21 protein-coding genes are annotated in these 25,905 nt (G+C 65.0%); 9 read left to right on the forward strand and 12 right to left on the reverse strand.

Going from position 1 to position 25,905, the window contains the following annotated elements; all coding sequences use genetic code 11:
- Positions 1-25 precede the first annotated feature (25 nt).
- From CAG33_RS17285 to CAG33_RS17300, 4 genes are all read right to left on the reverse strand, one after another.
- Positions 26-1,219, reverse strand: coding sequence for an acetyl-CoA C-acyltransferase (locus tag CAG33_RS17285; protein ID WP_085583089.1), 1,194 nt, complete (start codon positions 1,217-1,219; stop codon positions 26-28).
- Between the two features lie 12 nt (positions 1,220-1,231).
- Positions 1,232-1,993, reverse strand: coding sequence for an SDR family NAD(P)-dependent oxidoreductase (locus tag CAG33_RS17290; protein WP_085583091.1), 762 nt, complete (start codon positions 1,991-1,993; stop codon positions 1,232-1,234).
- A 16-nt stretch (positions 1,994-2,009) separates the two neighbouring features.
- Positions 2,010-3,674, reverse strand: coding sequence for an AMP-binding protein (locus tag CAG33_RS17295; protein WP_085639633.1), 1,665 nt, complete (start codon positions 3,672-3,674; stop codon positions 2,010-2,012).
- A 187-nt stretch (positions 3,675-3,861) separates the two neighbouring features.
- The gene (locus CAG33_RS17300) at positions 3,862-4,878 is read right to left on the reverse strand and encodes an AraC family transcriptional regulator (RefSeq protein ID WP_085583095.1); all 1,017 of its coding nucleotides are present in this window, start codon (positions 4,876-4,878) and stop codon (positions 3,862-3,864) included.
- Between the two features lie 281 nt (positions 4,879-5,159).
- On the opposite strand from CAG33_RS17300, the gene efeU reads away from it, so the two are divergent.
- Genes efeU through efeO (CAG33_RS17320) form a run of 4 tightly spaced genes read left to right on the forward strand, consistent with a single transcriptional unit; the run spans position 5,160 to position 9,385 of the window.
- Complete coding sequence (gene efeU, locus CAG33_RS17305) at positions 5,160-6,011, forward strand: iron uptake transporter permease EfeU (protein WP_085639636.1); 852 nt, start codon at positions 5,160-5,162, stop codon at positions 6,009-6,011.
- A gap of 8 nt (positions 6,012-6,019) precedes the next feature.
- Positions 6,020-7,219, forward strand: coding sequence for an iron uptake system protein EfeO (gene efeO / locus CAG33_RS17310; protein WP_085639639.1), 1,200 nt, complete (start codon positions 6,020-6,022; stop codon positions 7,217-7,219).
- A 17-nt stretch (positions 7,220-7,236) separates the two neighbouring features.
- Entirely contained in the window at positions 7,237-8,541 is a 1,305-nt protein-coding gene (gene efeB / locus CAG33_RS17315) for an iron uptake transporter deferrochelatase/peroxidase subunit (RefSeq protein WP_085639642.1), read from the forward strand.
- 19 nt (positions 8,542-8,560) lie between these two features.
- The gene (efeO, locus tag CAG33_RS17320) at positions 8,561-9,385 is read left to right on the forward strand and encodes an iron uptake system protein EfeO (RefSeq protein ID WP_085583103.1); all 825 of its coding nucleotides are present in this window, start codon (positions 8,561-8,563) and stop codon (positions 9,383-9,385) included.
- A 216-nt stretch (positions 9,386-9,601) separates the two neighbouring features.
- Here efeO (CAG33_RS17320) and pssA read toward each other — a convergent pair whose 3' ends face one another.
- Positions 9,602-10,945 (reverse strand): CDP-diacylglycerol--serine O-phosphatidyltransferase, encoded by a 1,344-nt coding sequence (pssA, locus tag CAG33_RS17325; RefSeq protein WP_085583105.1) that lies wholly within the window; start codon positions 10,943-10,945, stop codon positions 9,602-9,604.
- Positions 10,946-11,182: 237 nt separating this feature from the next.
- Between pssA and CAG33_RS17330 the strand changes: the two genes are divergently transcribed.
- From CAG33_RS17330 to CAG33_RS17345, 4 genes are all read left to right on the forward strand, one after another.
- Positions 11,183-11,749 carry a TetR/AcrR family transcriptional regulator gene (locus tag CAG33_RS17330; protein ID WP_085583107.1) on the forward strand — a complete coding sequence of 189 codons (567 nt, stop codon included), beginning with the start codon at positions 11,183-11,185 and terminating at the stop codon, positions 11,747-11,749.
- 52 nt (positions 11,750-11,801) lie between these two features.
- Positions 11,802-12,281 carry a nuclear transport factor 2 family protein gene (locus CAG33_RS17335; RefSeq protein ID WP_085583109.1) on the forward strand — a complete coding sequence of 160 codons (480 nt, stop codon included), beginning with the start codon at positions 11,802-11,804 and terminating at the stop codon, positions 12,279-12,281.
- A gap of 133 nt (positions 12,282-12,414) precedes the next feature.
- Positions 12,415-13,026, forward strand: coding sequence for a Yip1 family protein (locus CAG33_RS17340; RefSeq protein WP_085583111.1), 612 nt, complete (start codon positions 12,415-12,417; stop codon positions 13,024-13,026).
- A 27-nt stretch (positions 13,027-13,053) separates the two neighbouring features.
- Positions 13,054-14,409, forward strand: a complete 1,356-nt coding sequence (locus tag CAG33_RS17345; protein ID WP_085583113.1) for a sodium:proton antiporter — start codon at positions 13,054-13,056, stop codon at positions 14,407-14,409.
- On the opposite strand, the gene CAG33_RS17350 is transcribed toward CAG33_RS17345, so the two are convergent.
- From CAG33_RS17350 to CAG33_RS17365, 4 genes are all read right to left on the reverse strand, one after another.
- Positions 14,387-15,925, reverse strand: coding sequence for a PAS domain-containing sensor histidine kinase (locus CAG33_RS17350; protein WP_085583115.1), 1,539 nt, complete (start codon positions 15,923-15,925; stop codon positions 14,387-14,389). The two genes, CAG33_RS17345 and CAG33_RS17350, sit on opposite strands and share 23 nt — an antisense overlap.
- 90 nt (positions 15,926-16,015) lie before the next feature.
- Positions 16,016-16,924, reverse strand: coding sequence for a zeta toxin family protein (locus CAG33_RS17355; RefSeq protein WP_085583117.1), 909 nt, complete (start codon positions 16,922-16,924; stop codon positions 16,016-16,018).
- Between the two features lie 158 nt (positions 16,925-17,082).
- Entirely contained in the window at positions 17,083-19,383 is a 2,301-nt protein-coding gene (locus tag CAG33_RS17360; RefSeq protein ID WP_085639647.1) for an ATP-dependent DNA helicase, read from the reverse strand.
- On the reverse strand, positions 19,380-21,032 hold the full coding sequence (locus CAG33_RS17365) for a VRR-NUC domain-containing protein (protein ID WP_085639650.1): 1,653 nt from the start codon (positions 21,030-21,032) through the stop codon (positions 19,380-19,382). The genes CAG33_RS17360 and CAG33_RS17365 overlap by 4 nt, the downstream gene beginning before the upstream one ends.
- Before the next feature lie 203 nt (positions 21,033-21,235).
- On the opposite strand from CAG33_RS17365, the gene CAG33_RS17370 reads away from it, so the two are divergent.
- A complete protein-coding gene (locus CAG33_RS17370) occupies positions 21,236-21,463 on the forward strand; it encodes a YgdI/YgdR family lipoprotein (RefSeq protein ID WP_085583123.1) in 228 nt (75 codons plus the stop codon).
- Positions 21,464-21,508: 45 nt separating this feature from the next.
- Here the strand turns inward: CAG33_RS17370 and CAG33_RS17375 are convergent, their stop codons facing one another.
- From CAG33_RS17375 to CAG33_RS17385, 3 genes are all read right to left on the reverse strand, one after another.
- On the reverse strand, positions 21,509-21,892 hold the full coding sequence (locus CAG33_RS17375; RefSeq protein ID WP_085583125.1) for a hypothetical protein: 384 nt from the start codon (positions 21,890-21,892) through the stop codon (positions 21,509-21,511).
- Positions 21,893-22,128: 236 nt separating this feature from the next.
- On the reverse strand, positions 22,129-23,982 hold the full coding sequence (locus CAG33_RS17380) for a polyurethanase (protein WP_085583127.1): 1,854 nt from the start codon (positions 23,980-23,982) through the stop codon (positions 22,129-22,131).
- A 201-nt stretch (positions 23,983-24,183) separates the two neighbouring features.
- Positions 24,184-25,872 (reverse strand): polyurethanase, encoded by a 1,689-nt coding sequence (locus CAG33_RS17385; protein ID WP_085583129.1) that lies wholly within the window; start codon positions 25,870-25,872, stop codon positions 24,184-24,186.
- Positions 25,873-25,905: the final 33 nt, after the last annotated feature.

Consider the following 25,905-nt stretch of genomic DNA (forward strand, 5'->3'; position numbering starts at 1 on the left):
TCCTACAGGGGTTGGGACCTGGCGATCAGTAGAGGCATTCCACGGCCATCGCCGTGGCTTCGCCGCCGCCGATGCAGATCGCCGCCACGCCGCGCTTCAGGCCCCTTTGGCGCAGGGCCGAGAGCAGCGTCACCAGGATCCGCGCGCCGGACGCGCCGATCGGGTGGCCCAGGGCACAGGCGCCGCCATGGACGTTGAGCTTTTCGTGGGGGATCTCCAGGTGGGTCATGGCGGCCATGCCGACCACGGCGAAGGCCTCGTTGACTTCCACCAGGTCGACCTGCTCCAGGGACCAGCCGGTTTTCTTCATCAGCTTCTTGATCGCACCGATGGGCGCCACCGGGAACAGGCCCGGCGTGTCGGCGAACGCCGAATGGCCGTGGATCACCGCCAGCGGCTTGAGGCCCAGCGTCTGCGCCTGGGACTGGCGCATCAGCACCAGCGCCGCCGCGCCGTCGGAGATCGAGCTGGAGTTGGCCGCCGTCACGGTGCCACCCTCGCGGAACGCCGGCTTGAGCGAAGCGATCTTGTCCAGCTTGGCCTTGGGTGGCTGCTCGTCGTTGCTGATCACCACCTGTTCCTTGCCGACGGTCACGGTCAGCGGAACGATCTCATCCTTGAACGCGCCGTCCTTGATCGCCTGCTGGGCGCGGGTGGTCGAGGCGATAGCGAAGGCATCCTGGGCCTCGCGGGTGAAGCCGTTGGTCTCGGCGCAGTCCTCGGCGAAGGTGCCCATCAGGCGGCCCTTGTCGTAGGCGTCTTCGAGGCCGTCGAGGAACATCGAGTCCAGCACCCGGCCATGGCCCATGCGGTAGCCGCTGCGGGCGCGGTCGAGCAGGTACGGCGCGTTGGACATGCTTTCCATGCCGCCGGCGATGACCACGTCGGCGCTGCCGGCCACGAGCATGTCGTGGGCCAGGATGGTGGTCTCCATGCCGGAGCCGCACATCTTGTTGACGGTGGTGCAGCGGGTCGACTTGTTCAGCCCCGCGCCCAGCGCGGCCTGGCGCGCCGGAGCCTGGCCGAGGCCGGCGGGCAGCACGCAGCCGAACAGGACTTCATCGACGGCATCGGCCCGGATGCCGGCACGTTCGACGGCGGCCTTGATGGCGGCGGCGCCCAGCTGCGGCGCGGTGAGGCTTTTCAGTTCGCCCTGGAAGCCGCCCATCGGGGTGCGGACGGCGCTGACGATGACGATCGGATCGTTGGCGGTGGTCATGACAAATCCTCCTTACTTGGCGGCCATGCGCAAGGCGCCGTCGAGACGGATCACCTCGCCGTTGAGCATGCTGTTCTCAATGATATGCCGAACCAGCGCGGCGTACTCGGCAGGCTTGCCCAGGCGCGGCGGGAACGGCACGCCGGCGGCCAGGGAGTCGCGCACCTCGGGGGTCATGCCGGCCATCATCGGGGTCTCGAAGATGCCCGGGGCGATGGTCATCACACGGATGCCGAACCGCGCCAGCTCGCGGGCGGCGGGCAAGGTCAGGCTGGCGATCGCGCCTTTGGAGGCCGAGTACGCGGCCTGGCCGATCTGGCCGTCGAACGCGGCGACCGACGCGGTGTTGATGATCACCCCGCGTTCGCCGTCGGCGTTGGCTTCGCTTTCGGCGATGGCCGCAGCGGCCAGGCGCAGCATGTTGAAGCTGCCGATCAGGTTGACGTTGATCACCTGGCTGAAGCTGGCCAGCGCGTGCGGGCCGTTCTTGCCCAGGATCTTCTCGCCGCGCACGATGCCGGCGCAGTTGACCAGCCCGTTGAGGCTGCCGAACGCTTTTAGCGTCGCCTGCACGGCGGCTTCGGCGGCGGCCTCGTTGCTGATGTCCGCCACCGTGCTGTGGGCGCCGAGGCGCTGGGCCTGGGCGGCGACGGCTTCGGCGTTCATGTCCACCAGCATCACCTTGGCGCCGGCCTTGACCAGCGATTCAGCGGTGGCGGCCCCTAGGCCGGACGCGCCGCCGGTGACGATAAATACCTTGTTCTCGATCTGCATGACGGTTTCCTTGGATTCAAGCTGAAACGTTTTTCGCCGCAGCCTCTTGAGCCTTGGCGATTTCCTGGTTGCGCAGGATGAAGCGCTGCAACTTGCCGCTCGGGGTCTTGGGCAAGTCGCTGACGAATTCGATTTCACGGGGGTACGAGTGCGCGGCCAGGCGCTTGCGCACGTGTTGGCGCAGTTCTTCGGCCAACGCAGGTTCGGCGCGGTACTGCGGGTTGAGCACCACGAAGGCTTTGACCAGTTCGGTGCGCTCAGGGTCGGGCTTGCCGACCACCGCCGCCTCGATCACCGCCGGGTGTTCGATCAGCGCGCTTTCCACGTCGAACGGGCCGACCCGGTAGCCGGACGTGGTGATCACGTCGTCGCTGCGGCCGACGAAGCTGATGCTACCGTCGGGGTTCCACTCCACAGTGTCGCCGCTCAGGTAGTAGTGGCCGACGAAAGCCTTGGTCGGCGCGCCTTCGTAGCCGGCGAACCAGCACATCGGCGAGCGGTCGCGGTCGATGGCGAGGATGCCGGGCTGGCCGACGCCCAGTTCGGTGTTTTGCTCGTCGAGCACCACGATGCGGTGGCCCGGCGAGGCGAAACCGGCGGCGCCCAGGTGGATCGGGTGCTCCAGGCCATGGTGGTTGCACAGCACCATGCCCAGTTCGGTCTGGCCGTAGTGGTCGTGGATGGCCACGCCCAGGTTGTCCGCGAACCAGCGGATCACCTCCGGGTTCAGCGGCTCGCCGGCGCTGCTGACGATGCGCAGCTTGCCCTTGATCGACTTGGCGAACTCGTCGCCGCCGGCGATCAGCAGACGGTACGCGGTCGGCGAGCCGGTCAGGTTGGTGATGCCGAGCTTGTTGATCACCCGGCAGGTGCTTTCGAGGGTGAACGGGCCGTCGTAGAACGTGATCGGGTGCCCCATCGACAACGGCCCGGTGACGCCGAAATAGATGCCGTAGGCCCAGCCCGGATCGGCCACGTTCCAGAACGCGTCTTCCGGGCGCAGGTCCACGGCGTCGCGGGTGTAGCTCTGGAAGGCGACGATGGCCTTGAGCGGCACCGACAGCGCCTTGGACGGGCCGGTGGTGCCGGAGGTGAACATCAGCAGGAACGGGTCTTCGCCGGTGAGCAGCACCGGTTCGCAGACGTTGGAATGGTGGGCCAGTTCGGCCCAGAAACTGAAATCGCCCCGCACGATGCCCTGGCCCTTGGCGCCACCGACGGTGACCACGGTCGGGCAACCGTCGACTTCGGCGAGCTTGGGCCGGTTCACGGCATCGGTGACCACCACTTTGGCGCCGGAACTGTTCAGGCGATGTTCCAGGGCCTTGGGCCCGAACGCGGTGAACAGCGGCTGGTACACCGCACCGATGCGCCAGGTCGCGAACACGGTGATGAGCAGTTCGATGTTGCGCGGCAGCAGGCCGGCGACCTTGTCACCCTTGCGCACGCCCTGGGCGAGCAGGAAATTGGCGAAGCGCGCGGCCTGATCCTGCAGGTCGCTGAAGGTGTAGGTCGCGCTGGCGCCGTCGCGGCCTTCCCAGAACAACGCGATGCGACCCGGCAAGGCGTGACGGTCACAGCATTCGACACAGGCGTTGAGCGCCTCCAGCGTGCCGCTGAGGACGGCGTCCACGGTGTGCTGATAGTTGAACTGTTCGGTGGCGGACAAGTAATCGCGCATTGCCAGAATCCCTCTGTGTTCTTATTAGGTTGGGGGAACCGTAAACAACACCGGGATAGTCGCTCCGCACAGCGAGCGCGGCAATGGTCAAAGGCGTCAAGTTGGATGACCGGTTTGGCCAAGGCTCAGGCCCTGCGGGAGCCGGCCTGCTGGCGATGAGGCCGGTCAATTCATCGCAGAATCCAGATCAGACCGCCTCGTTCAGGATCAGGCTGCGGTAATGCCCGGGATTGCTCCCCGACCACTTGCGAAACGCCTTGTAGAACGAACTGGCATCGGCAAACCCAAGGCGCGCCGCGATTTCGGCGAAACTGATCGAAGGCTCCGCCAGCCAGGCGATCGCCAGTTCCTTGCGCACGCCGTCCTTGAGGCCCTGCCAGGTCTGCCCTTCTTCCGCCAGCCGGCGGCGCAGGGTCGAGGCCGACATGCACAACTGCTGGGCCAGGGCTTCGGTTTCCGGCCACTGCTCGGCGGGCAACTGGCGCAGGTCGTGACGGATCCGGCTGGCCAGGCTTTGCGGGTCGCGGTACTTCACCAGGATGTTGGCCGGGGCATGGGCCAGGAAGCGCTTGAGCTCATCGGCGCTGCGCTTGATCGGCAGGTCCAGGCAATCGGCGGCGAAGATCATCCGGGTACGCGGTCGGTCGAAGCGCAGGTTCTGCGAGAACATCACCCGGTAGTCGTCGCAGAAGTCCGGCTGCGCGCAACGCAGCTCGATGGACAGGATCGGGATCCGCCGCCCGGCCAGCCAGCAGGCCACGCCGTGGACGATCATCCAGTAGGTGAAATAGGTGAACGCCCGGCGCGGCTCGGGGTCCTCCTCCAGCAGAACGATCTCCGCCAGGCTCTGCTGATGCACCAGTTGCGCCGGCAGCTTGTCCAGCATCAGCGACAGGAAACTCAGCCCGCTGGCCAATCCCAGGGCAAGGTTGGGTTGCGCCATCGCAGTGCGGCAGAGGAACGCCAGGCTGCCGGACTTGAGCCGGCGCGGATCCATGCCGAAGAACTCGTCATCGCCGCGCCGGGCCAGCAGCCGCCAAAGCCTGGCGTACTGCGAGGCCGGCACCCGGCTGTGGTCGGTCTGCAGCAGCGCCGGGGCGATCCCGACCTTGTTCAGCACTTCTTCCGTGGCCTGGCCCGGTGCGCAGCTTTGCAGCAGCGCCTCGCGCACAAGCTGAATGGCGATGGTGTCTTTTTCCGACATGGAGCGCGGCTGATCCGTGGTTGTTCGAGTGCCGGCATCTTAACGCAGCGGCTCAAGGCCGGCACATTTCCTGGTGAGCAGCAGCCCTATAGCGCCTTCGCTGATGTCATCGCCAGCAGGCTGGCTCCCACAAGGATCTCCTTCTACGGCCACCGCTGTTTCGGCCATGCAAAAACAGGTTGTTCAGCTAAGGTTCAGGTAAATGTCAACGGATGCCATGTGAGAATGAATTTCATTATGTTACAACTTGTAACTACATTTCCCGACCCCATGGACACCGAATGCTCGTCCCTTTTTTGATCATGTTGCGCGAGGGCATTGAAGCCGCGCTGATCGTCGGCATCATCGCCAGTTACCTGCAACAGACCGGCCGCGGGCAATGGATGCCGGCGGTGTGGATCGGCGTGTTTCTCGCGGCGGCCCTGGCCTTGCTGGTGGGTGGCGGCCTGGAGCTGGTCAGCGCCGAGTTTCCGCAGAAGCAGCAGGAACTGTTCGAAGGCGTGGTCGGCCTGGTGGCCGTGGGCATCCTCAGCTCCATGGTGTTCTGGATGCGCAAGGTGGCGCGCTCGATCAAGCACTCCTTGCGGGCGTCCCTCGACCAGGCCCTGACCACCTCCAAGCACCAGGTCATCGCGCTGATCGCCATGGTGTTCTTCGCCGTCGCCCGGGAAGGCCTGGAAACCGTGTTCTTCCTGTTGGCGGTGTTCCAGCAGAGCGAAGGCCCGGCCGCGCCGATCGGCGCCCTGCTCGGCCTGGTCCTGGCGGTCATCGTCGGCTTCCTGATCTACACCGGCAGCATGCGCCTGAACCTTTCGGCGTTCTTCCGCTGGACCGGGCTGTTCATCCTCGTGGTCGCTGCCGGGATCCTCGCCAATTCCGTGCAGGCCCTGCATGAGGCCGGGCTGTGGAACCACTTGCAGACCGTACTGTTCGACGTCAGCGAGACATTGCCGATGGACGGCCCCGTGGGTTCGGTGCTGGCCGGCATGTTCGGCTATCAGGACGCGCCGACCGTCAGCACCTTGGGTGCCTACGTGATCTATCTGGCGGTGGCGCTGGCGGTGTTCTTCTATCCGGCGGCGGCCGTCGGCCCCCAGTCCGCCGACAAATCTCCTTCCGTTTCCAGCCAGTAAGGGCCTTCATGTCAAAGCCATCCTCTCTTCAGGCCTCCCCTCCCCGCGCCCTGCGCTGGGCGGTGGCCGGCTCGGTGATCGTGATGATCGCCGCCGGCGGCCTGTTCTACTACGCCTCGAAACTGGCGGCGGCCAAGCGTCAACTCAACCACGACGAAGTGGTGGTCAACATCCATCCGCGCAGTTGCGAGCCGAATGAACTGACCGTGCCGGCCGGCCACTCCAGTTTCCGCATCGTCAACCGCTCCGACCGGGCGGTGGAATGGGAAATCCTCAGCGGCGTGCTGGTGATCGAGGAACGGGAAAACATCGCGCCGGGCCTGAGCCAGGTGATCAACGCCAACCTTGCGCCCGGCACCTACACCATCACCTGCGGCCTGCTCAGCAACCCGCGCGGAACGCTGACCGTGACGCCCACCGCCGCTTCCGAGGCCGCCGCCAAGGCCAAGCCGTCGATGGTCGCGTTCGTCGGGCCGCTGTCGGAGTTCCGTGTGTACGTGGCCATGCACAGCAGTGCGTTGATCAAGGCCGTCAAGGCACTGAACCAGGCCATCGACAGCGGCGACCTGGCCCAGGCCCAGGCGCTGTACGTGCCGGCCCGTGCCGCCTATCAACGCCTGGCCCCTGCCGCCCAGCGCCTGGGCGAGCTGGACAACGCCATCAACGCCCGCGCCGACTATTTCGAGCAACGCGAACAGGATCCGGGGTTCACCGGGTTCCATCGCCTGGAGTACGGGCTCTTCCAGCAACGCAAGCTCGACGGCCTGGCCCCGGTGGCCAAACGGCTGCTGGACGACGTGACCACGCTCAAGCTGCAGTTGCTGGCCCAGTCGCTGCCGCCGGAGCAACTGGTGGAAATCGTGGTGCGCAACCTCAACACCCTGGCCGACGTGCGCATGGCCAGCGGCGAAGAGGAACGCTACAGCCACAGCGACCTCAACGGGTTTGCGGCCAACGTCGAGACCGCCCGCAAGGTCATCGACCTGCTGCGCCCGATGCTGGCCAAATCCGCCGCCGACCTGGTGCCCAAGATTGACCAGGCACTCGCCGACGTCGACGCCGAACTCAACGGCCTGAAGGCCGATGGCGCCTACGTGCGCTACGACACCGTCAGCGGCGAAAAGCGCAAGCAGCTCGCCGACAAGGCCAAGACCCTGGCCGACACCCTCGACGCCATTGACCCCGCCCTCGGCCTCTCCGGCCTGTAAGCAGAAGACGACCCGCGATGAACGATACAGAAGACTTCAACCTGCAACGCCGCCGCCTCCTGATGGGCATGGGCGCCGCCGGCGTTGCGCTGGCAGGCTCCACCCTGAGCTGCCCGGCGATGGCCGCAGCGGCCGAACCTGCGCAAGTGACCGAAGCGCCCAGCAGCGACAAGACCCAGGACCGCCACGACTTCCATGGCGTGCACCAGACCGGCATCGTCACTCCGCGCCCGGTGGCCGGCATGCTGGTGGCCTTCGACGTGCTGGCCACCGACCGTGACGACCTGGAGCGCCTGTTCCGCACCCTCAACGAGCGCATCGCATTCCTGATGAAGGGCGGCCCGGTGGCCCAGGTCGACCCGAAGCTGCCGCCGCTGGATTCCGGCATCCTGGGGCCGGTGGTGACGCCGGACAACCTGACCATCACCGTCTCGGTGGGCGAATCGCTGTTCGACGAGCGCTTCGGCCTGGCCGGCGCCAAGCCCAAGCGGTTGGTGCGCATGGTCGGTTTCCCCAACGACGCCCTCGAAGCCGACTGCTGCCACGGCGACCTCAGCCTGCAGTTCTGCTCCAACACCGCCGACACCAACATCCACGCCCTGCGCGACATCGTGAAGAACCTGCCGGACCTGCTGCTGGTGCGCTGGAAGCAAGAAGGCAGCGTGCCGCCCCAGGCCCCGGCGAAACCCGGTACGCCTGCGCAGTCGGCCCGTAACTTCCTGGGCTTTCGCGACGGCTCGGCCAACCCGGACTCCACCGACGCCAGCGTCATGGACCGCATCGTCTGGGTGCAGCCGGGCAGCGACGAACCGGCCTGGGCCGCCCACGGCAGCTATCAGGCGGTGCGGATCATCCGCAACTTCGTCGAGCGCTGGGACCGCACGCCGCTGCAGGAACAGGAAAGCATCATCGGCCGGGTGAAGACCACCGGCGCCCCGATAGGCGCCCATCACGAGACCGAAGTGCCGGACTACGGCCAGGATCCCCACGGCAAGCTGACCAAGCTCGACGCCCACATCCGCCTGGCCAACCCGCGCACCGCCGCCACCCAGGCCAACCTGATCCTGCGCCGGCCGTTCAACTATTCCAACGGCGTGAACAAGAACGGCCAGCTCGACATGGGCCTGCTGTTCATCTGTTACCAGGCCGACCTGGAAAAAGGCTTCATCACCGTACAGACCCGCCTCAACGGCGAACCGCTGGAGGAATACCTCAAGCCGATCGGCGGCGGTTACTTCTTCACCCTGCCGGGTGTCACGGGCGACAAGGACTTCATCGGTCGCTCGCTGCTCAACGCTACCCAACCCAAAACAACTGCATAAGCCCAGGAGCCGCCACCCCATGAAGAAAACGCCTCTCGCGTTGCTGCTGACCTTAGGTCTGCTCAACACCCCGCTTCCGGCCTTCGCCGCCACCGCGCCGCTGGACCTGGTGGGGCCGGTGTCGGACTACAAGATCTACGTCACCGAGCAACTGGATGAACTGGCCAGCCACACCCAGCAGTTCACCGACGCCGTGAAGAAAGGCGACCTGGCCACCGCGCAGAAGCTCTATGCGCCGACCCGGGTGTTCTACGAGTCCATCGAGCCGATCGCCGAGCTGTTCAGCGACCTCGACGCCTCCATCGATTCTCGGGTGGACGACCACGAGAAAGGCGTGAAGGCCGAAGACTTCACCGGGTTCCACCGCATCGAGTATTCGCTGTTCTCCGAGAAGAGCACCGACGGCCTGGATGCCCTGGCGGACGGATTGAACAAAGACGTCAAGGACCTGCAGGCCCGTGTCGCCGGCCTGACCTTCCCGCCGGAGAAAGTGGTGGGCGGCGCGGCGGCGCTGCTGGAGGAAGTGGCGGCGACCAAGATTTCCGGTGAGGAGGACCGCTACAGCCACACCGACCTGTACGACTTCCAGGGCAACATCGACGGCGCGAAGAAGATCGTCGACCTGTTCCGCCCGCAGATCGAGAAGCAGGACAAGGCGTTCGTGGCCAAGGTCGACAAGAACTTCGCCACCGTGGACAAGATCCTGGCCAAGTACCGCACCCAGGACGGTGGGTTCGAGACGTATGACAAGGTAAAGGAGAACGACCGCAAGGCGTTGGTGGGGCCGGTCAATACCTTGGCGGAAGACCTTTCCACGTTGCGTGGGAAGCTGGGGCTGAACTGAGTCTTGTAGTGTTCTGAAGGGCCCTATCGCGGGCAAGCCCGCTCCCACAGGATTTTGCAGTGGTCACATTTCTGCATCCACCAAGATTCCTGTGGGAGCTGCGGTGCGACGACTCGACTTGCCAGCGAAGGCGTCATTCAAGGCGCCGCAGAACAGAAGCAAGACAGTTGCTCCCACAAAGGATCCCCGTAAAGGTGAACGGGCCTTTGTAGAGCGCTACAGAATGCGGTACAGCAGGCGCTCCACCCTCACCCGGCTCACACGCTTGAGGAACTTGGCCACCCCGGCCGGGTAGTCCGGCAAGGCTTCCAGGCTCTGGAAATGCGCGATCCGCGTGGTGTGGCGCATGATGTTGTCCAGTTCCTGCTGCCGCGGCTGCAGCCACTCCCCCTTCGGATCGTCGATCAGCAGCGCGTTTTCCAGGTCAAGACGGAACGCCCGCGGGTTGAGGTTGTTGCCGGTCAGCAAGGTGCGGCGCTCGTCGATCCACATGCCCTTGAGGTGATAGCTGTTGTCGCCCTCGCGCCACAGGTGCAGGTTCAGCTGGCCGCTGTCGATCGAGCGCTGATGGCGCTTGGCGAACCGCCGCAGGCTGATCTCGTACAGGTACGGCAGCGCCGCGATCACCTTGAACGGCTCGCTCGGCGGGATGTAGAAGTCGTTGGCGGTCTTGTCGCCCACCACGATGTCGATCTTCACCCCACGGGCCAGCGCCCGGTTGATCTCGCGGACCACCCCCAGCGGCAGGTTGAAGTACGGCGTGCAGATGGTCAGCTGCCGCTGGGCGCTGGCGATCAGCTCCAGGATCACCCGGTTCAGCGGATTGTTCTTGCCCACCCCAAGCACCGGGCTGACCGACAGTCCGTTGCGCTCGGTGCTGCCGGCCGTGGTGTCGTAGGCCGCGTGCTTGAGGCGGCTGCGCAGGTCGCCGATGTCGTTGCGCAGGCTGCGGGTGGTCGGCAGTTTCGGCAGATCCAGGCGGTGCACGGCCTTCGACTCGATCAGGCCATGCTTGACCAGATGGTGCATCGAATCCGCCAGTTCGCGGCTGTGCAGCAGGTGATAGCGGTCGAAGCGGTACTTGTCGAACTTGTGCAGATAGACGTTGTTCAGGCTCGCGCCGCTGTACACCACGCAGTCGTCGATCACGAAGCCTTTGAGGTGCAGCACGCCGAACAGCTCGCGGGTCTGCACCGGCACGCCGTAGATCGGCACCGTGCTCTGGTGGGTGCGGGTCATCTCCTGATACCACGCCGCGTTGCCCGGCTGCTTGCCGGCGCCGATCAGCCCGCGCTGGGCGCGCAGCCAGTCGACCACCACGGCGATCTCAAGCTCGGGGCGCTTGAGCTTGGCGGCATGCAAGGCATCGAGGATTTCCTGGCCGGCCTCATCGTGCTGCAGATAGAGCGCAACGATGTAGATGCGTTGGGTCGCCTGGGCGATCTTCTCCAGCAGGCAACGGCGGAACTCGGCAGCGCCGGACAGCACGGTCACGGCCTCGGCGGTCAGCGGAAAGCTGCGCAACTTGGGCAGCAGGGAGCGTTTGAAAAGCAACGGCATAGGGCTCGCTATGGGTCGAATCCGAAGAACCCGAGAGCTTACACCATCGATTCGGCCCGGTCTTGTGAGTGTCTGTAAAGACCTCCTGTGGGAGCCAGCCTGCGGGCGATGGCGTCAATGAAAGCGCCACAGAACAAGAACCCCACCCCTGCGCCCGGGACGATCCGCCAAAACGATCGAGAAGATTCACAAAATATCTTCTTGACCAAGGAGAACGATCGTTCTACTGTTTGCCGCATGAACGAAATCAATAGCAACGACACGACCCGCGACATCATCCTGGATGTCACCGAAAAGTTGATCTACAAAAGTGGCATCGCCGCCACCGGCATGGATCTCCTGGTGAAGACCGCCGGTGTCTCCAGAAAAAGTATCTACCGCTACTTCGCCAACAAGGAGGAGCTCACCGTCGCCGCCCTGCAACGCCGCGACGTGCGTTGGATGCACTGGTACAGAACCGCGGTGGATCAGGCCGAAACCCCGGCCGACCGCCTGCTCAACCTGTTCACCGTGCTCAAGGGCTGGTTCGCCTCCGAAGGCTTCCGGGGCTGCGCCTTCATCAACACCAGCGGCGAGACCGGCGACCCCGAGGATCCGGTGCGCCAGGTCGCCAAAGACCACAAACAGAAACTGCTCGACTACCTGTTCGAGCTGTGCACCGAACATGGCGCCGAGGATCCGCAACAGCTGGCCAGACAGTTGCTGATCCTGATCGACGGCGCCATTACCGTAGCGCTTGTGATGGGTGATCACAGTGCCGCCGATAATGCGCAATGCATGGCGCGAAAGTTATTGGACCTGTAACGCCGAAACAAGCCGACAAGTTGTTTAACTGTTAATTGATCGGGAGATAAATATGTCTACTGCAGCCGAAGTTCGTCCGCCATTGCCGCCGTTCAACCGTGAATCGGCCATCGAGAAAGTTCGCCTGGCCGAGGATGGCTGGAACTCCCGCGACCCGGAACGCGTGTCGCTGGCCTACACCCTGGACACCCAATGGCGCAACCGCGCCGAATTCGCCCACAACCGCGCCGAAGCCAAGGCGTTCCTGACCCGCAAGTGGGCCAAGGAGCTGGACTACCGTCTGATCAAGGAGCTGTGGGCGTTCTCCGATACCCGCATCGCCGTGCGTTACGCCTACGAATGGCACGACGACTCGGGCAACTGGTTCCGTTCTTACGGCAACGAGAACTGGGAGTTCGATGAGAACGGCCTGATGTTCAACCGCTACGCCTGCATCAACGACATGCCGATCAAGGAAAGCGAACGCAAGTTCCACTGGCCGCTGGGCCGGCGTCCGGATGACCATCCGGGCCTCTCGGAGCTGGGCCTGTAAGCCCGCGCAGCCTTGACGACACGGCGCCCCGTCCCTGACGGGGCGTCCGCCGTCGAAAAAACTGAACCGCCGCACCAGGCGCCTCTCAATACTTTTATAGCCCTGCCCGGGCCGTGAAAGATCGGAGGTCGTCATGTCCGCGCCCATCATCAAGCTCTTCACCCAGCCCAACTTCGCCTGGAGCGACATCCGCCGCGAAGAAGAGGCCCATCCCCGGCATTACCTCGCCCACCTGCTGTTGCTCGCCCTGATACCCGCCGTCTGCCTGTTCATCGGCACCACCTCGGTCGGCTGGAGCCTGGCGGCTGGGGAAACGGTCTGGCTCAGCAACGCCAGCGCCTTGCAATTGAGCCTTCTGCTGTACCTCACCACCATCGCCGGTGTGGCGATCATGGGCGGGTTCATCCGCTGGATGTCGCGCACGTTCGACGCGCGGCCGACGCTCAACCAGTGCATCGGCTTCGCCGCCTACACCGTCACGCCGTTTTTCATCGCCGGGATCGCCGGCCTGTACCCCAGTCGCTGGCTCGCCATTCTGGTGTTGGGCGCGGCTTCGGTGTACTCCACATTCTTGCTGTTCGTCGGCTTGCCGACCTTCATGCATGAACGCAAGGAACAAGGCCTGCTCTATGCGGCCAGCGTCTGGGGCGTCGGCCTGCTGGTGCTGGTGACCATTCTGGTGTCGATGATCCTGCTGTGGTTCAACGTGCTGACGCCGGAGTACCTGCGCGCGCCGCTCGGCTAGGCGCGGTCGGGGCGCCGGCCGCTCGCCGTGAGTTTCATCGATTGGGTCGCGGTGCTCGGCGCCGTGCTGCTGGCCCTCGCCCTGACGTCTTCATACCTGCGCTGGCTGCCGGTGACGACCTCGGCGGTGTGCCTGTTGCTGGGCATCGCCATCGGCCCCGCCGGGCTGGGCCTGCTGAAGCTTTCGCTGGACGGCGCCTCTCTGTGGATGGAGCATCTGACCGAAGTCGCCGTGCTGTTCTCGCTGTTCATCTGCGGGCTGAAACTGCGCCTGCCCTTGCGTGACCGGAACTGGCGGATCGCCGCCGGACTGGCTGGACCTGTGATGGTGCTGACCATCCTCGGCGTCTGCCTGCTGCTGCATTACGGCCTGGGGCTGGGCTGGGGCCCTGCGCTGCTGGTCGGCGCGATCCTGGCGCCGACCGACCCGGTGCTCGCCGCGCTGGTTCAGGTCAACGACGCCCGCGACGTCGACAGCGTGCGCTTCGGCCTGTCGGGCGAGGCTGGGCTCAACGACGGCATCGCCTTTCCGTTCGTGCTGCTGGGCTTGTTGCTGCTGCCGGCAGGTGACCTGTCGGACAGGTGGGCCGACTGGGCCTTGCGCAGCCTGCTGTGGGCCGTGCCCGCCGGCCTGCTCAGCGGCTATTGGCTGGGACGCGGCATCGGCCGGATCACCTTGTCGCTGCGCCTGCGCCACGACGACAGCACCGTCAGCCCCAACGATTACCTGGCCCTGGCGCTGATCGCCCTCGCCTATGTGGTGGCCGAATCCTTGGGCGGCTACGGTTTTCTCTCTGTGTTCGCCGCAGGCCTGGGCCTGCGCCAGGTAGAGGTACGATCCACCGGGGCGGAACAGCCACCGGCCGAACACCTGGTGCAACCGGTGGTGGGCCATCAGAACGTCGAACCGCAGCACGCGGTGCACGGCGACACCGAGCGCCTGGAGGACAGCCAGGTGGCCGCCGGCATCATGATGGGCGACATGCTGGCCTTCGGCAGCCTGGTGGAACGGGCGCTGGAAGTGTTCCTGCTCACCCTGCTCGGGGTGGTGCTCATGCCCCATTGGGACTGGCGCGCGCTGGTGGTCGGTGGCGTGCTGTTCGGCCTGATCCGACCGGCCTGTGTGGCGCTCCTGCCGTGGGGGGCACTGTTGACGGGACATCAGCGCCTGCTGATCGGCTGGTTCGGCATCCGCGGCATCGGCAGCCTGTTCTACCTGTTCTATGCCCAGAACCACGGGTTGAACGACGCGCTGACGGCCCTGTGCACCGACCTGACTCTGTCGGTCGTGGCGCTGAGCATCCTGTTGCACGGCGTCAGCACCCAGCCGCTGCTGGCCCGCTATGAGCGGCGCAAGCGCCCTACTTCATCGACCGGGCGATGATCTCCAGCAGGTTGACCTGGGTGAAGGGTTTCGACAGCCGCGGCAATTGCGCCGCAAACCCTTCCAGGCGCTCGGCATAGCCGGTGGCGAGGACGATCGGCAGGTCGGGCTTGAGCACCCGCACCGCATGGGCCAACTGGGCGCCGGTCATGTTCGGCATGGCCATGTCGGTGATCATCAGGTCGATGACTTCCCCCTGATCGAACAGCGCCAGCGCTTGGGCCCCGGACGTCACGCCGATCACCCGGTGGCCCAGGTCCTCCAGCAGCAGCGTCGTGCTGGTGAGCACCAGGCTGTCGTCGTCCACCACCAGCACGCGCAGCCGCGTGACCACCGGCGAATCCTCGGCGCAGGCCAGCGGCTTGCCAGCCACTGCGTCGTCGGCCACCGGCAACCAGAGCTCGGCGGTGGTGCCCTGCCCCTTTTCGCTCTTGAGCACGAACCGCCCGCCCAGTTGCTCGACGAGCCCGTGCACCATCGACAACCCCAGCCCCGTCCCTTTGCCGAGCCCTTTGGTGGTGAAGAACGGATCCTTTGCCGACGCCAGCGTCGCATCGTCCATGCCTTCGCCGCTGTCGGCGAAGCTCAGGCACACATACCGCCCGGCCATCACCGGGGCTTGGGCATGCTCCAGCACGACCTCCGGCCGCGTGCTGATGATCACGCTGCCGCCCTCCGGCATCGCGTCCCGGGCGTTGGTCGCCAGGTTCAGCACCGCCAGCTCCAGCTGGTTGACGTCGGCCATCACCGGATCGAGCCCCTGCGCAAAGCGGGTCTCGATCCGAATCCCCGGCCCCAGGGAACTGCGCAGCAGGCCGGTGATGCCCTGGATCAGCGCGGCCACGTCCACCGGTTCAGTCTTGAGTTCCTGGCGGCGAGCGAACGCCAGCATGCGTTGGGTCAGGGATACGCCGCGCAGCACGCCCTCGGTGGCGTTCTCCAGCAGGCGGCTGACCTTCGGGTCGTCCCCCACCCGTTTTCGCACGATCTCCAGGTTGCCGAGGATCACCGTCAACAGGTTGTTGAAATCGTGGGCGATGCCGCCGGTGAGCTGGCCGATGGCTTGCATCTTCTGCGCCTGGAACAGCGCTTCGCGGGTTTTCTCCAGGGCCTCCTGGGCCTTCTTGCGGTCGGTCAGGTCGCGGGTGATCTTGGCGAACCCGAGCAGTTGCCCGCCGGGGCTGAAGATCGGATCGATCACCACATGGCACCAGAACTGCGTGCCGTCCTTGCGCACGCGCCACCCTTCGCCCTCGAACCGCCCCTCACGGATGGCGGTGTCGAGTGCGCGCTGCGGCAAGCCGGCGGCGCGGTCGCGCTCGGTGTAGAACCGCGAGAAGTGCTCACCGAGGATCTCCGCCTTCTCGTACCCTTTGAAGCGCTTGGCCCCGGAGTTCCAGCTGGTGATGACGCCATGTGGGTCGATCATGTAGATCGCGTAGTCGACCACCGCATCGATCAACAGGCGAAAACGCGTTTCTTCACTGATCGAATTCTTGCTGAAATTTTCGCTCATCGGCTCACACACCCGTCATGACTCTCAGGAGTATGCGTCAAACCACGGGATTGAGAAGCGGCCCGTGCAGATCGACGCCCGCGAATGCGGTCAACGGTAGACGTGCTTCACGATTCGGGCGTGAAGTGCGTTGTAGACAAACATCGGAACCTGATCCACATGCGCGGCCGTCTTGCTCAGGGCCAGGTGGCATTCCCTGATCATTTCGTCGCGTTCAGCCGTCGTGTTGACCGTATTGCCGCTGACCTGCTCGTAGTCGCTGTAGCGGTAGGGTTCGAGCATCGAGGTCACCGTGAGTTTTTTCGACTCATCCAGGCTGTAGGTGCTTTGCCGGCGCAACACACGGTCATTGAGGGCGCCCAGGCCCCGTTCGTACAGGTGGATCTGCGATCCGTCGACCGTCTTGGCCGCGCTTTCCAGGGCAAAGAGCACCGCGTGGGAATTGCCCAGGCTCGAACGCAGGTCCGACGGCCGCACGAACCGCTCCAGCTCCTGCTTTTCAAGGCTTCTGAATGCCCGCTTGACCCCCGAGATGAACGCGAACGGCAGGCTGCAGGCGACGATGTGCGCTTCGATCCGGTAGCCGGCGCCTGCAGCGAAGGCCGGCAGATTCGCAAAATCGATGTCGTCGAAGGCGCACTCCACGATCATGGAATACCGGCCGGTGAAGGCCTCTTCGAACAGTTTCGCGCAGACTTCGCGCACGAACGACTCCGTGTGTTCGTACGCGTGCAGCACGCCCTTGCGCAGCATGGTGTCGTATTGCGGATGCTTCTTTCGAAAGTCCGGCGAGTACAGCCGGATGTAGTTCGCGTACTGCCCCGACGGCAGCAGCGTCTTTTCCAGCAAGTAGGTCTTGCCGGAGCCTTGCAGTCCGGCGGTGATCAGCAACTGCGGGACTTCGCTGGCCTCTTTGCCGGTGAACAACGCTTCGCGGATGTCGGTATACGCAGCGTTCACGTCGGCAGGGGTGTAGGCATAGGTCGCAAGTTCGGACATGTCATTGATTTCCTTATCAAGGTTCTGTCGTGAGTGACGGCACCGATAAGGCCTGATGTCTGCGACATTTTCAAAGCCGAAAGATTTACCGGATATCTCTTTGATTTTATTAATGAAAAATCCTACAAGCCCAGTTCCATAACACACGAGTGAGAGGGTCAACGACCTACAGGCACAAGGGCTTTTGCAGACGCCTCCTCAGAGGCGTCGAGCGCCCACCACTGCGGCAGCAATTGCCGGATCCGGGCTTCGGCGAACCGATCGTCGATCAGCGTCACCACGCCGCGGTCCTCCTGGGTGCGGATCACCCGCCCGGCGGCCTGCACCACCTTCTGCACACCGGGAAACAGGTAGACGTAGTCATGGCCGGCGCCGAACACCGCCGCCATGCGCCGCTTTATCTGCTCGTTCACCGGGTTGAGCTGCGGCAGGCCCAGGGTGGCGATGAAGGCGCCGATCAAGCGTGCGCCGGGCAAGTCGATGCCTTCGCCGAACGCGCCGCCCAGCACGGCGAACCCGACGCCTTGGCCGTCAGCCGTGAAACGGTCGAGAAACGCCTGGCGCCGCTCTTCTGTCATGCCCCGCGACTGCTGCCATTGCGCAATGTGCGGATGGCGCTCGGCCAACAGCTGCGCCACCTGCTGCAAGTAATCGAAACTGCTGAAGAACGCCAGGTAATTGCCCGGACGCTCGCCGAACTGGCGGGCGATCAGTTCGGTGATCGGGGCCAGCGACGCCTGACGATGGTTGAACCGCGTGGAGATCCGGCTTTCGATCCGCACCTGCAACTGCTCGGCGCAGAACGGCGATTCGACGTCGATCGACACCGTGTCGGCCGGCGTGCCGAGCAGATCGGCGTAGAACCGGCGCGGGGCGAGCGTCGCGGAAAACAGCACGGCGCTGCGGGCGGCGCCGAGGCGCGGGCCGATGAACGCCGCAGGCACCACATTGCGCAGGCACAGCTGTGAGCGCGGGCGCTTGCGGTCGAGGTCGCGTTTGCTGATGTCGAACAGGTAGTGCGCGTCGAACAGTTCCGCCACCCGGCCGAACTGGAGCATCTCGAAGTAGAAGTTCTGCAGGCCGCTGTCGAGCCCCTGCGGGTGATCGTTGAGGTAGTCGCCGATGCTCGCGCAGCACAGGGAAACGGCCTGAAGCAGTTTCTCCCCCACCTTGTCGTAGGCCTGGTACGGCGCCGTCTGGTCGCTGTGCAGGGCGTTCCACTCGCGGTTGACCCGCTGCAGCGGCTTTTTCAGGGCCTCGGGCGCAGCCTTGCGCACGCTGTCCAGGGTCGCCTGGTCGAGGCTCGCGCTGTACATCTGCCGCCCGCGCTCGACCAGGTTGTGCGCCTCATCCACCAGTACGGCGACCTTCCACTGATTGAACTGGGCCAGGCCGAACAGCAGCGCACTGAAATCGAAGTAATAGTTGTAGTCCGCAACGACCACGTCAGCCCAGCGGGCCATTTCCTGGCTCAGGTAATACGGACAGACCGCATGTTGCCGGGCGATCTCGCGGATCGCCGCCTGATCCAGCAGGCGCACTTGGCTGGCCGCCTGCCGCGCGGCCGGCAAACGGTCGTAGAAGCCCCGGGCCAAGGGGCAGGATTCGCCGTGGCAGGCCTTGTCCGGATGCTCGCAGGCCTTGTCCCGGGCGACCATTTCCAGCACCCGCAACGGCAAGGCTTCGTTGCGCTCGAACAGCACGTGCGCGGCGTCCAGGGCCAGTTGCCGTCCCGGTGTCTTGGCGGTGAGGAAATACACCTTGTCCAGTTGCTGCGGCGCCAACGCCTTGAGCATCGGAAACAGGGTGCCGAGGGTCTTGCCGATGCCGGTGGGCGCCTGGGCCATCAGGCAGCGGCCGGTGCTGACGGCCTTGAACACCGACTCGGCCAGGTGCCGCTGCCCGGGCCGGAAGCCTGTGTGGGGAAACCCCAGTTGTTGCGCGCCGAGGTCGCGGGCCTGGCGGTGGGCCAGTTCCTGTTCGGCCCACTGCAGGAACAATCCGCATTGCTGCTCGAAGAAACGTTGCAGGTCGTCGGCGCTGCAGGCCTCGACCAGGCAGGTTTCCTTCTCGCTGACGATGTCGAAGTACACCAGCGCCACGTTGATCCGCGAGAGCCCGAGCCTGCGGCACATGAGCCAGCCGTAGACCTTGGCTTGGGCCCAGTGCAGTTGGCGATGGTTGGGCGGTTGCGTGGCCAGGTCGCCCCGGAAGGTCTTGACCTCTTCGAGGCAGTTCTGCGCCGGGTCGTAGCCGTCCGCCCTGCCCTTGACCTTCAGGTGGCGGAATTCGCCTTCAAGCGCAACTTCGCTCTGATAGTTGTCGTTGCGGCGGGACGCGACGGTGCGGTGGCCGGCGATGCCCTCCAGCGCCGTCGGCGACGGTGTGAAGCGCAGGTCGAGGTCGCCGCACTTGGCGGTGAACTCGCACAGCGCCCGCACCGCGATGCTGTAGCTCACAGGCCCGGCTCCTGCCACTGGACATAGCAGACCGCCACGGGCATGCGGTGCAGGTCGCAGAACTCCAGCCAGCGCAATTGGTTGTCTTGCAGGCGGTCGCCGGGGCCTTTGACCTCGATCATCCGGTAGGCCCGTTGCCCGGGCCAGAACTGGATCAGGTCGGGCATGCCGGCGCGGTTGGCCTTGATGTCCAGCAGCAGGCGGTCGAACCAGTGCCGCAGGTGTTCGGCGGGCAGGCAGGCCAACGCCTGCTCCAGCAGCGCTTCGGTCAATGCCCCCCAGAACACGAACGGCGATTGGAGGCCCCACTTGGCGACGAAGCGGGTGCGGATCGTGTCGATGTAGCGGCCGTCGTCGAGTTCGGCCAGGCAGGCCCGGAACAGCTCGGCGCGGCGCGGCTGGAAATCCTCATGGTGCAGGTCCGCCGGGCCGCGCTGGAACGGGTGGAAGAACGCCCCCGGCAGCGGCGCGAAGATCGCCGGCCAGCACAGCAGGCCGAACAGCGAATTGATCAGGCTGTTTTCCACGTAGTGCACCGGGCCTTCGTCTTCATGCAGGTGCAACTGGACGCACTGCTCGACCGACAGCGCCGGATCCAGGCGCGGCAGGTGCAGGTCCAGACGCTCCACAGGCCTGGCCGCCGCACGCTTGACCGGCGGGCCGCCGAGCTTGCGCCGCAGCCTCGGCAGCACCCGTTGCAGGCCCTGCGCTTCGGCGGCGCTTTCCGGCGACTGTTCGGCAAGCTCGCCCGCCTCCAGCGCCAGGCCGTACTCCCCGCAGCGCTCCAGCACCCGGATCATCCGCAGCCGCGCACCGGGGTAGACGCAGTCGCGGTAGATGCCCAATGCCTGGGCGAACTCGCCGAGGCGTTCGCAGTGCTGGGCGATGTGGAACAGCAGCTTGCCGCGCCGGCGTTGCAGCCACGGGTTGTCGAACGCCAGCGTGGCGAGCTGCCCGACGATCGCTTGCAGCGGCTCGCCGCTCTCGAAACGCTGCTGGCAGTCATGCAGGAACAGGCAGGCATCGACGTCGGCCCGGCTGCGCAGGCTGCGGGAGTCGGCGCTGAGTTCGACCTTTTCGTAGGCGTAGATGCCAAGGTCGGCGAGCACGAACTCCGACCAGTCCTGATGCAGGTTGCCGAAGAACATCAGGCGCAGGCGGTCGCACAGCCCCATCACCGTCAGGCTGAACAGGCGCTCGTCCAGCTCGGGGCACCAGCCGCGCAGCGGGCGCGCTTCGGGGAAGCGTTCGTCCAACGACGCCAGCCACTCGGTTTTCTTGCCTTTGGGCCGGTCGATGTACGGGCCGAAGGCCTGCAGGATCTCGTCCTTGAGCAGCACGTCGAACAGCTCGGCCATCGACAGCGGTGCGTATTCGTCGAGCCAGCCCCGCTCCAGCAGCGCCAGGGACGCCTCGCCGATGTCGCCGATCTCCGCGTAGCCGAGCTTGCCCGCCCGGAAATGCACGCCCTTGCGCATGACCAGCCGCACCAGCAGACCCTGGGAGGCCTGGGGCAGCGCCTTGAAGCCGTGGACGAACGCGTGTTCCGCCTCGTCCATCACATCGGCATAACGAAGCTCAAGCCAATCAAGCACTTGCCGAAAATTGTTAAGGTAATAGAACGGATCGTCGAGGGGATTGGCTGTCACGGTGATGTCGGGGTCGTCGCGTACGGATACTGGTTATGCGTACAGATACCAGCTCGGGCAAGCCTGGCGCAAACGAAAAAGGGATCAATGGCCTGCGCCGACGGTTTTTTTCGCCAGTCCATCGAACTTTTCCGAGCCTGATGGCACCAACCGCGTTAGAAGGCCGACAACGGCCGGACCGAATGAATCGAGGACATGAAACGATGGGAATCAAAACCAAACTGCTGGGCGCCTCACTGGCGGCGGCCCTGCTGGCGCTGGCCGGCTGCTCGACCCCGACCGTGGTGACGCTGCAGAACGGCACCCAGTACCTGACCAAGGACATGCCGGAGACCAAGACCAAGGACGGTTTCTATGAGTTCGAGGACATTTCCGGCGCCAAGATCAAGGTGCGCGGCGATGAAGTGGCCACCGTGCGCAAGCAGGACTGACCGGCCCGCAAGGAGCTGCCGGGCGGCAGCTCCCGGGCATTGCCCTCAATACGGCGACGGCGGCGCCATCCCCGGAAGGCTGTTGTCGCAACGGATGTATTGGCCGCCGCGCCGGGCCACTTCGGCCTGCATGCGCTGGCAGCGTTCGAGGTCCTGACGGGCCATGTTGTCGATGCTGAGGTTGCCGGTGGGCTCTTGCGGCGGCTTGCCGTCGCCCAGACGCACGGTCACCAAAGGCTGCTCCGGCTGGAGCTGAAAACGGCTTTTCTCTTCGACGGGTTCGGCGGGCTCGGTCTCGGCCGGTGCCGGCAACTCATCGGTGCTGACCCCGTAACGGCTCAGAATCGAGCTGTGAGGCAGATCGGCCCAGGCCTGGGCCGTCATCAGCGCCATGCCCGCAACAACGACATACCCCTTGAAACGTTTCACGTTTGAATCTCCTGTACTCAATGGCGGCATCTAAATGACGACTGCGCATGCGCAGGATTTAGTGCCGCGTTCCTGTTGGTGCAGGGGTTTGAGTCAGGAAATGGCCAGCAGGTCACTTTCTGTATGCATTGTGGCGAAGGCGCTTGCTCCCGCTGGACTGCGAAGCCGTCCCCAGCAAGAGGGGTGGCTGCGCGTCCCTGCCGGAGCAAACTCCCTCGCCACGGGGTTTGCGGCGGTCAGGCGATGACGATGCTGTCAGCGCTGAGGCCGCTCAGCGACACCCCCACCAGTGTCACCGTATCGGCGCCGAACTTCAGCACGGTGTCCTGCCCGACTGCGGTGGCATGGGCGCGGAAGTCCTCGTTGGGCAGCACGCCCTGCACGCCGAGGAACACCAGTTTGTCGTTGCCGGTGAAGCCCACCACCCGGTCCTGGCCGAACGCGCCGTTGAACAGGAACGTATCCGCCCCGCCCCCCGACTCCATCAGGTCGTTGCCGGTGCCGCCGACGAACACGTCGTTGCCCGCCCCGCCGATCAGGTGGTCGTTGCCGTCCTGGCCGAACAGCCAACTGCCGCCGGCGCCCGCCTTGAGCGTATCGGCGCCGGCGCCGCCCTTCACGCTCGACGCGTATTGCGTGACGTTGTTGCCCACCTTCAGGCCGTCGGCGGTCACGGTGTGGGTGACGTCGTCCTTGAACAGGCCCCAGAGGAACCCCGGCTCCTTGGTGACGATGCTGCCGATGTCGCGGGTGATGCTGATGCCGCCGTTGGCGTCGCGCACGTACAGGTTGCCGGCGCCGTCGTTGGCGAAGGTGAACTTGCTCACCGACTGCTGCAGGTCGAGGGTGTTGTTGCCCGCGCCGCCGAGCAGGATGTTGTAGCCGCCGCTGTCGCGGAACGTGTCGTTGCCGGCGCGGCCTTCCAGGTAGTCGTTGCCGCTGCCGCCCTGGATCAGGTCATTGCCGTCGCTGCCGATGATGAAGGTGCTGCCCTTGTGGGTTTCGGCGTTGCGGTTCAGGTCCTGCACCCAGGTGTTGGCCCGCGCCGGATCCGACAGGTTGGCGACGATGATCGTCGAGTCCTTGCTGGTCAGGTCGTAGAACTTCGACTCCATGATCCGGTTCATGCCGTCGCCGTACGCGGTGGGCAGGTGCGAGATCCAGGTCGGGATGTTGGCGATGGAGTACGGCAGCAGGTTCCACGCGGTGGAGGCGTAGTGGTCGTTGAAGCTGACGATGTTGTCGGTGGCCGATTCCTTCGGCGCATCGTGCACGCCCAGGGTGGCGCCGGTGAAGGACGAGCCGTCCAGCGCGCGGAACACCGGGTCGTTCTCGTAGCCGATGTTGAGCACCTTGTCGGTACTGCTCTGGGTCGGCGAGGCGTAGGCGATGTAGTTGGAGTCCTTGAAGAACCCGCCCCACTTGTCGCCGCTCAAGTCCGCCAGGCTGTTGACCGCCAGCCCGCCCAGGCTGTGGCCGCTGACCAGCACGTCTTTGCCGGTCAAGCCGTTGGCCTTGGCGAACGCCACCACATCGGCGAGCAGATCGTTGAACGCATTGCCGACGTAGTTCTTCGCGTAGTCCTTGGGCCCGAACGCCGCCATCAGGTCGTTGATCACGTCGCCGATGGAGTCGCGCAGGAGGATTTCACGGGGACCGCTGGTGCCGCGGAAGGCGATGCCGATTTCCGTGAGGTGGCCCTGGGCGTCGTATTTGCCGAGGATCTCCACCTGGGCGCTGGTGTAGCCGGCCTTTTCGCCGAAGAAGGTTCCCCGGGCGTCGGTCTTGCCGTCGTAGCCCAGCTGCGAGGCGGTGATGGGGGTCCAGCCGGCCTTCTTCACCGCGTCGAGCGCGGCCTTTTCCGAATCCGGGTTCCAGGGGATGCCGGGAATCACCCCTTGCGAGTCGGTGCCGCCGACCAACGCCTTGATCAGCGTCAGCGGCAGGCCGATGCCGAAGCCGTTCTGCTGGTAACCCACGGCGAAGCCGTTGTCGAGGTTATGGTAGGAATACAGCGTAATGGCCATGGCATCGCTGAACAGCGCCTTGGATTCCGCCGTACTGAAGTTCTTGTAGTCATACACACCCATTGCTGTTGCCTCTCTTTTTTTGGAATTGTCAGAGATAGCCCACAACCAAGGCGCCCCACGGGGACGCCCCGGAGCATTTCACTACGTTTTGCACTGCGCTCATGCGGGAGGTGCGGCGGCCTTGCAGCCGCCATCGCCAGCAGGCTGGCTCCCACAGAGTTGCTGCCTGCGGAAGCGGGCGAACCCGCTCCCACATGCCTTTTACGCGAACACGAAACTCGAATCCGACAGATTACCGACTCCAACCCCAACAAGAGTCACGGCATAGTCGCCAATCTTCAGCACGGTATCGCCACCGGACTGCGACGCATGCTGCTTGTAGTCGTAGCCCTGCCCCGCGCCCTGAACGCCCATGAACACCAGTTTGTCGCCGCCCTGGTAGCCGTTGATCGTGTCGAAGCCGAACGCGCCGCTGAACAGGAAGGTGTTGTTGCCTCCCATCGCCGTCATCACGTCGTTGCCGGCGCCGCCGACGAAGGTCACATGACCCTTGTCGCTGATCAGCCGGTCGTCACCGCCCAGGCCGAACAGCCAGTCGCCGTCGGCGGTGGCGTGCAACGCATTTCCGTAGCCGTCGCCGCTGAGCGAATGGTTGTACTGGGTCAGTTCGCTGCCGTTGCTCAGGCCTTTAGCGGTGACGGTCCAGGTGATTTCCTTGCTGCCCCACCACGAGCCCGACTCCTTGCTCACCAGCGCCCCGATGTCGCGGGTCAGGCTGATGCCGCCGTAGGCGTCGCGCACATACAGCGTGCCGTCGCCGTCGTTGGCGAAGCTGAAGTTCTGCAGCGGCTTCTGCAGCTCGAAGGTGTTGTGGCCCTGGCCGCCGAGCAGGATGTTGAACCCGCCGTCGTCACGGAACCGGTCGTCGCCGGCGCGGCCTTCCAGGAAGTCGTTGCCCGCCCCGCCCTTGAGCCAGTCGTTGCTGTCGGTGCCGATGATGAACGTGCTGCCGGTGTGCGGCTCGCCGCTGCGGCCCAGGTCCTCCACCCAGGTCTTGCCCCGGGAGGCCTCTTCCAGGTTGGAGACGATGATGGTCGAGTCCTTGCCAGTGAGGTTGTAGAACGATGAGCCGATCACCCGGTTCAGGCCGTCGGCGTACCCCAGCGAGCCGTGGGCCGACCAGTTCAGCGGATTGAGGATGCTGAACGGCACCAGGTTCTGCGCGGTGGACGCGTACTGGTCGTTGAAGTTGACGATGTTGTCGGTGGTCGAGTCGTGCGGCGCGTCGTGCTTGCCCAGCGAGGCGCTGCTGAACGTGGTGCCGTCCAGCACCCGGAACACCGGGTCATTCTCGAACCCGATGTTCAGCACGTTGTTGCCGGTGCTGCTCTGGGTCGGCGAGGCGAACGAAATGTAGTTCGCGTCCTTGAAGAACCCGCCCCAGTTGCTTGCGCTCAGCTCGGCCACGCTGTTGACGCCCAACCCGCCCAGGCTGTGGCCGCTGAACAGCACGTCCTTGGCCGCGATGCCGTTGGCGGCGGCGAACGCCGCCACCGCCTTGAGCAGGTTGTCGAAGGCGTTCTTGGCGTAGTTGGTCGCGTAGTCCACCGGACCGATCGCCGCCAGCAGGTTGTTCTTCATGTCGCCGAAGGTGTCGCTGTAGCCCAGCCCGCCGGTGCCCCGGAAGGCCACGCCGATGCCGATCAGCTTGCCGGCGGCGTCGTACTTGCCGAGCACCTCGGCCTCGGCGCTGGTGAACCCGTCCTTCTCGCCGAAGAACGTGCCCTGCGCGCCGACCTTGCCCTGATACCCCAACGCCTTGGCGGTGACCGGCGCCCAGCCGGTGGCCGGTAGCGGTTTGCCGGTCGGCGTGTAGGCATACAGCGTCAATGCGATGGCATCGCTGTACAACGCTTTGCCGTCGGCATTCTTATAGTCAAACACTCCCATGTCGCACTCTCTCTTCCATCAAAAAACAGCGTC

Source organism: Pseudomonas sp. B3(2017), from assembly GCF_002113595.1.
GTDB lineage: Bacteria > Pseudomonadota > Gammaproteobacteria > Pseudomonadales > Pseudomonadaceae > Aquipseudomonas > Aquipseudomonas ekonensis.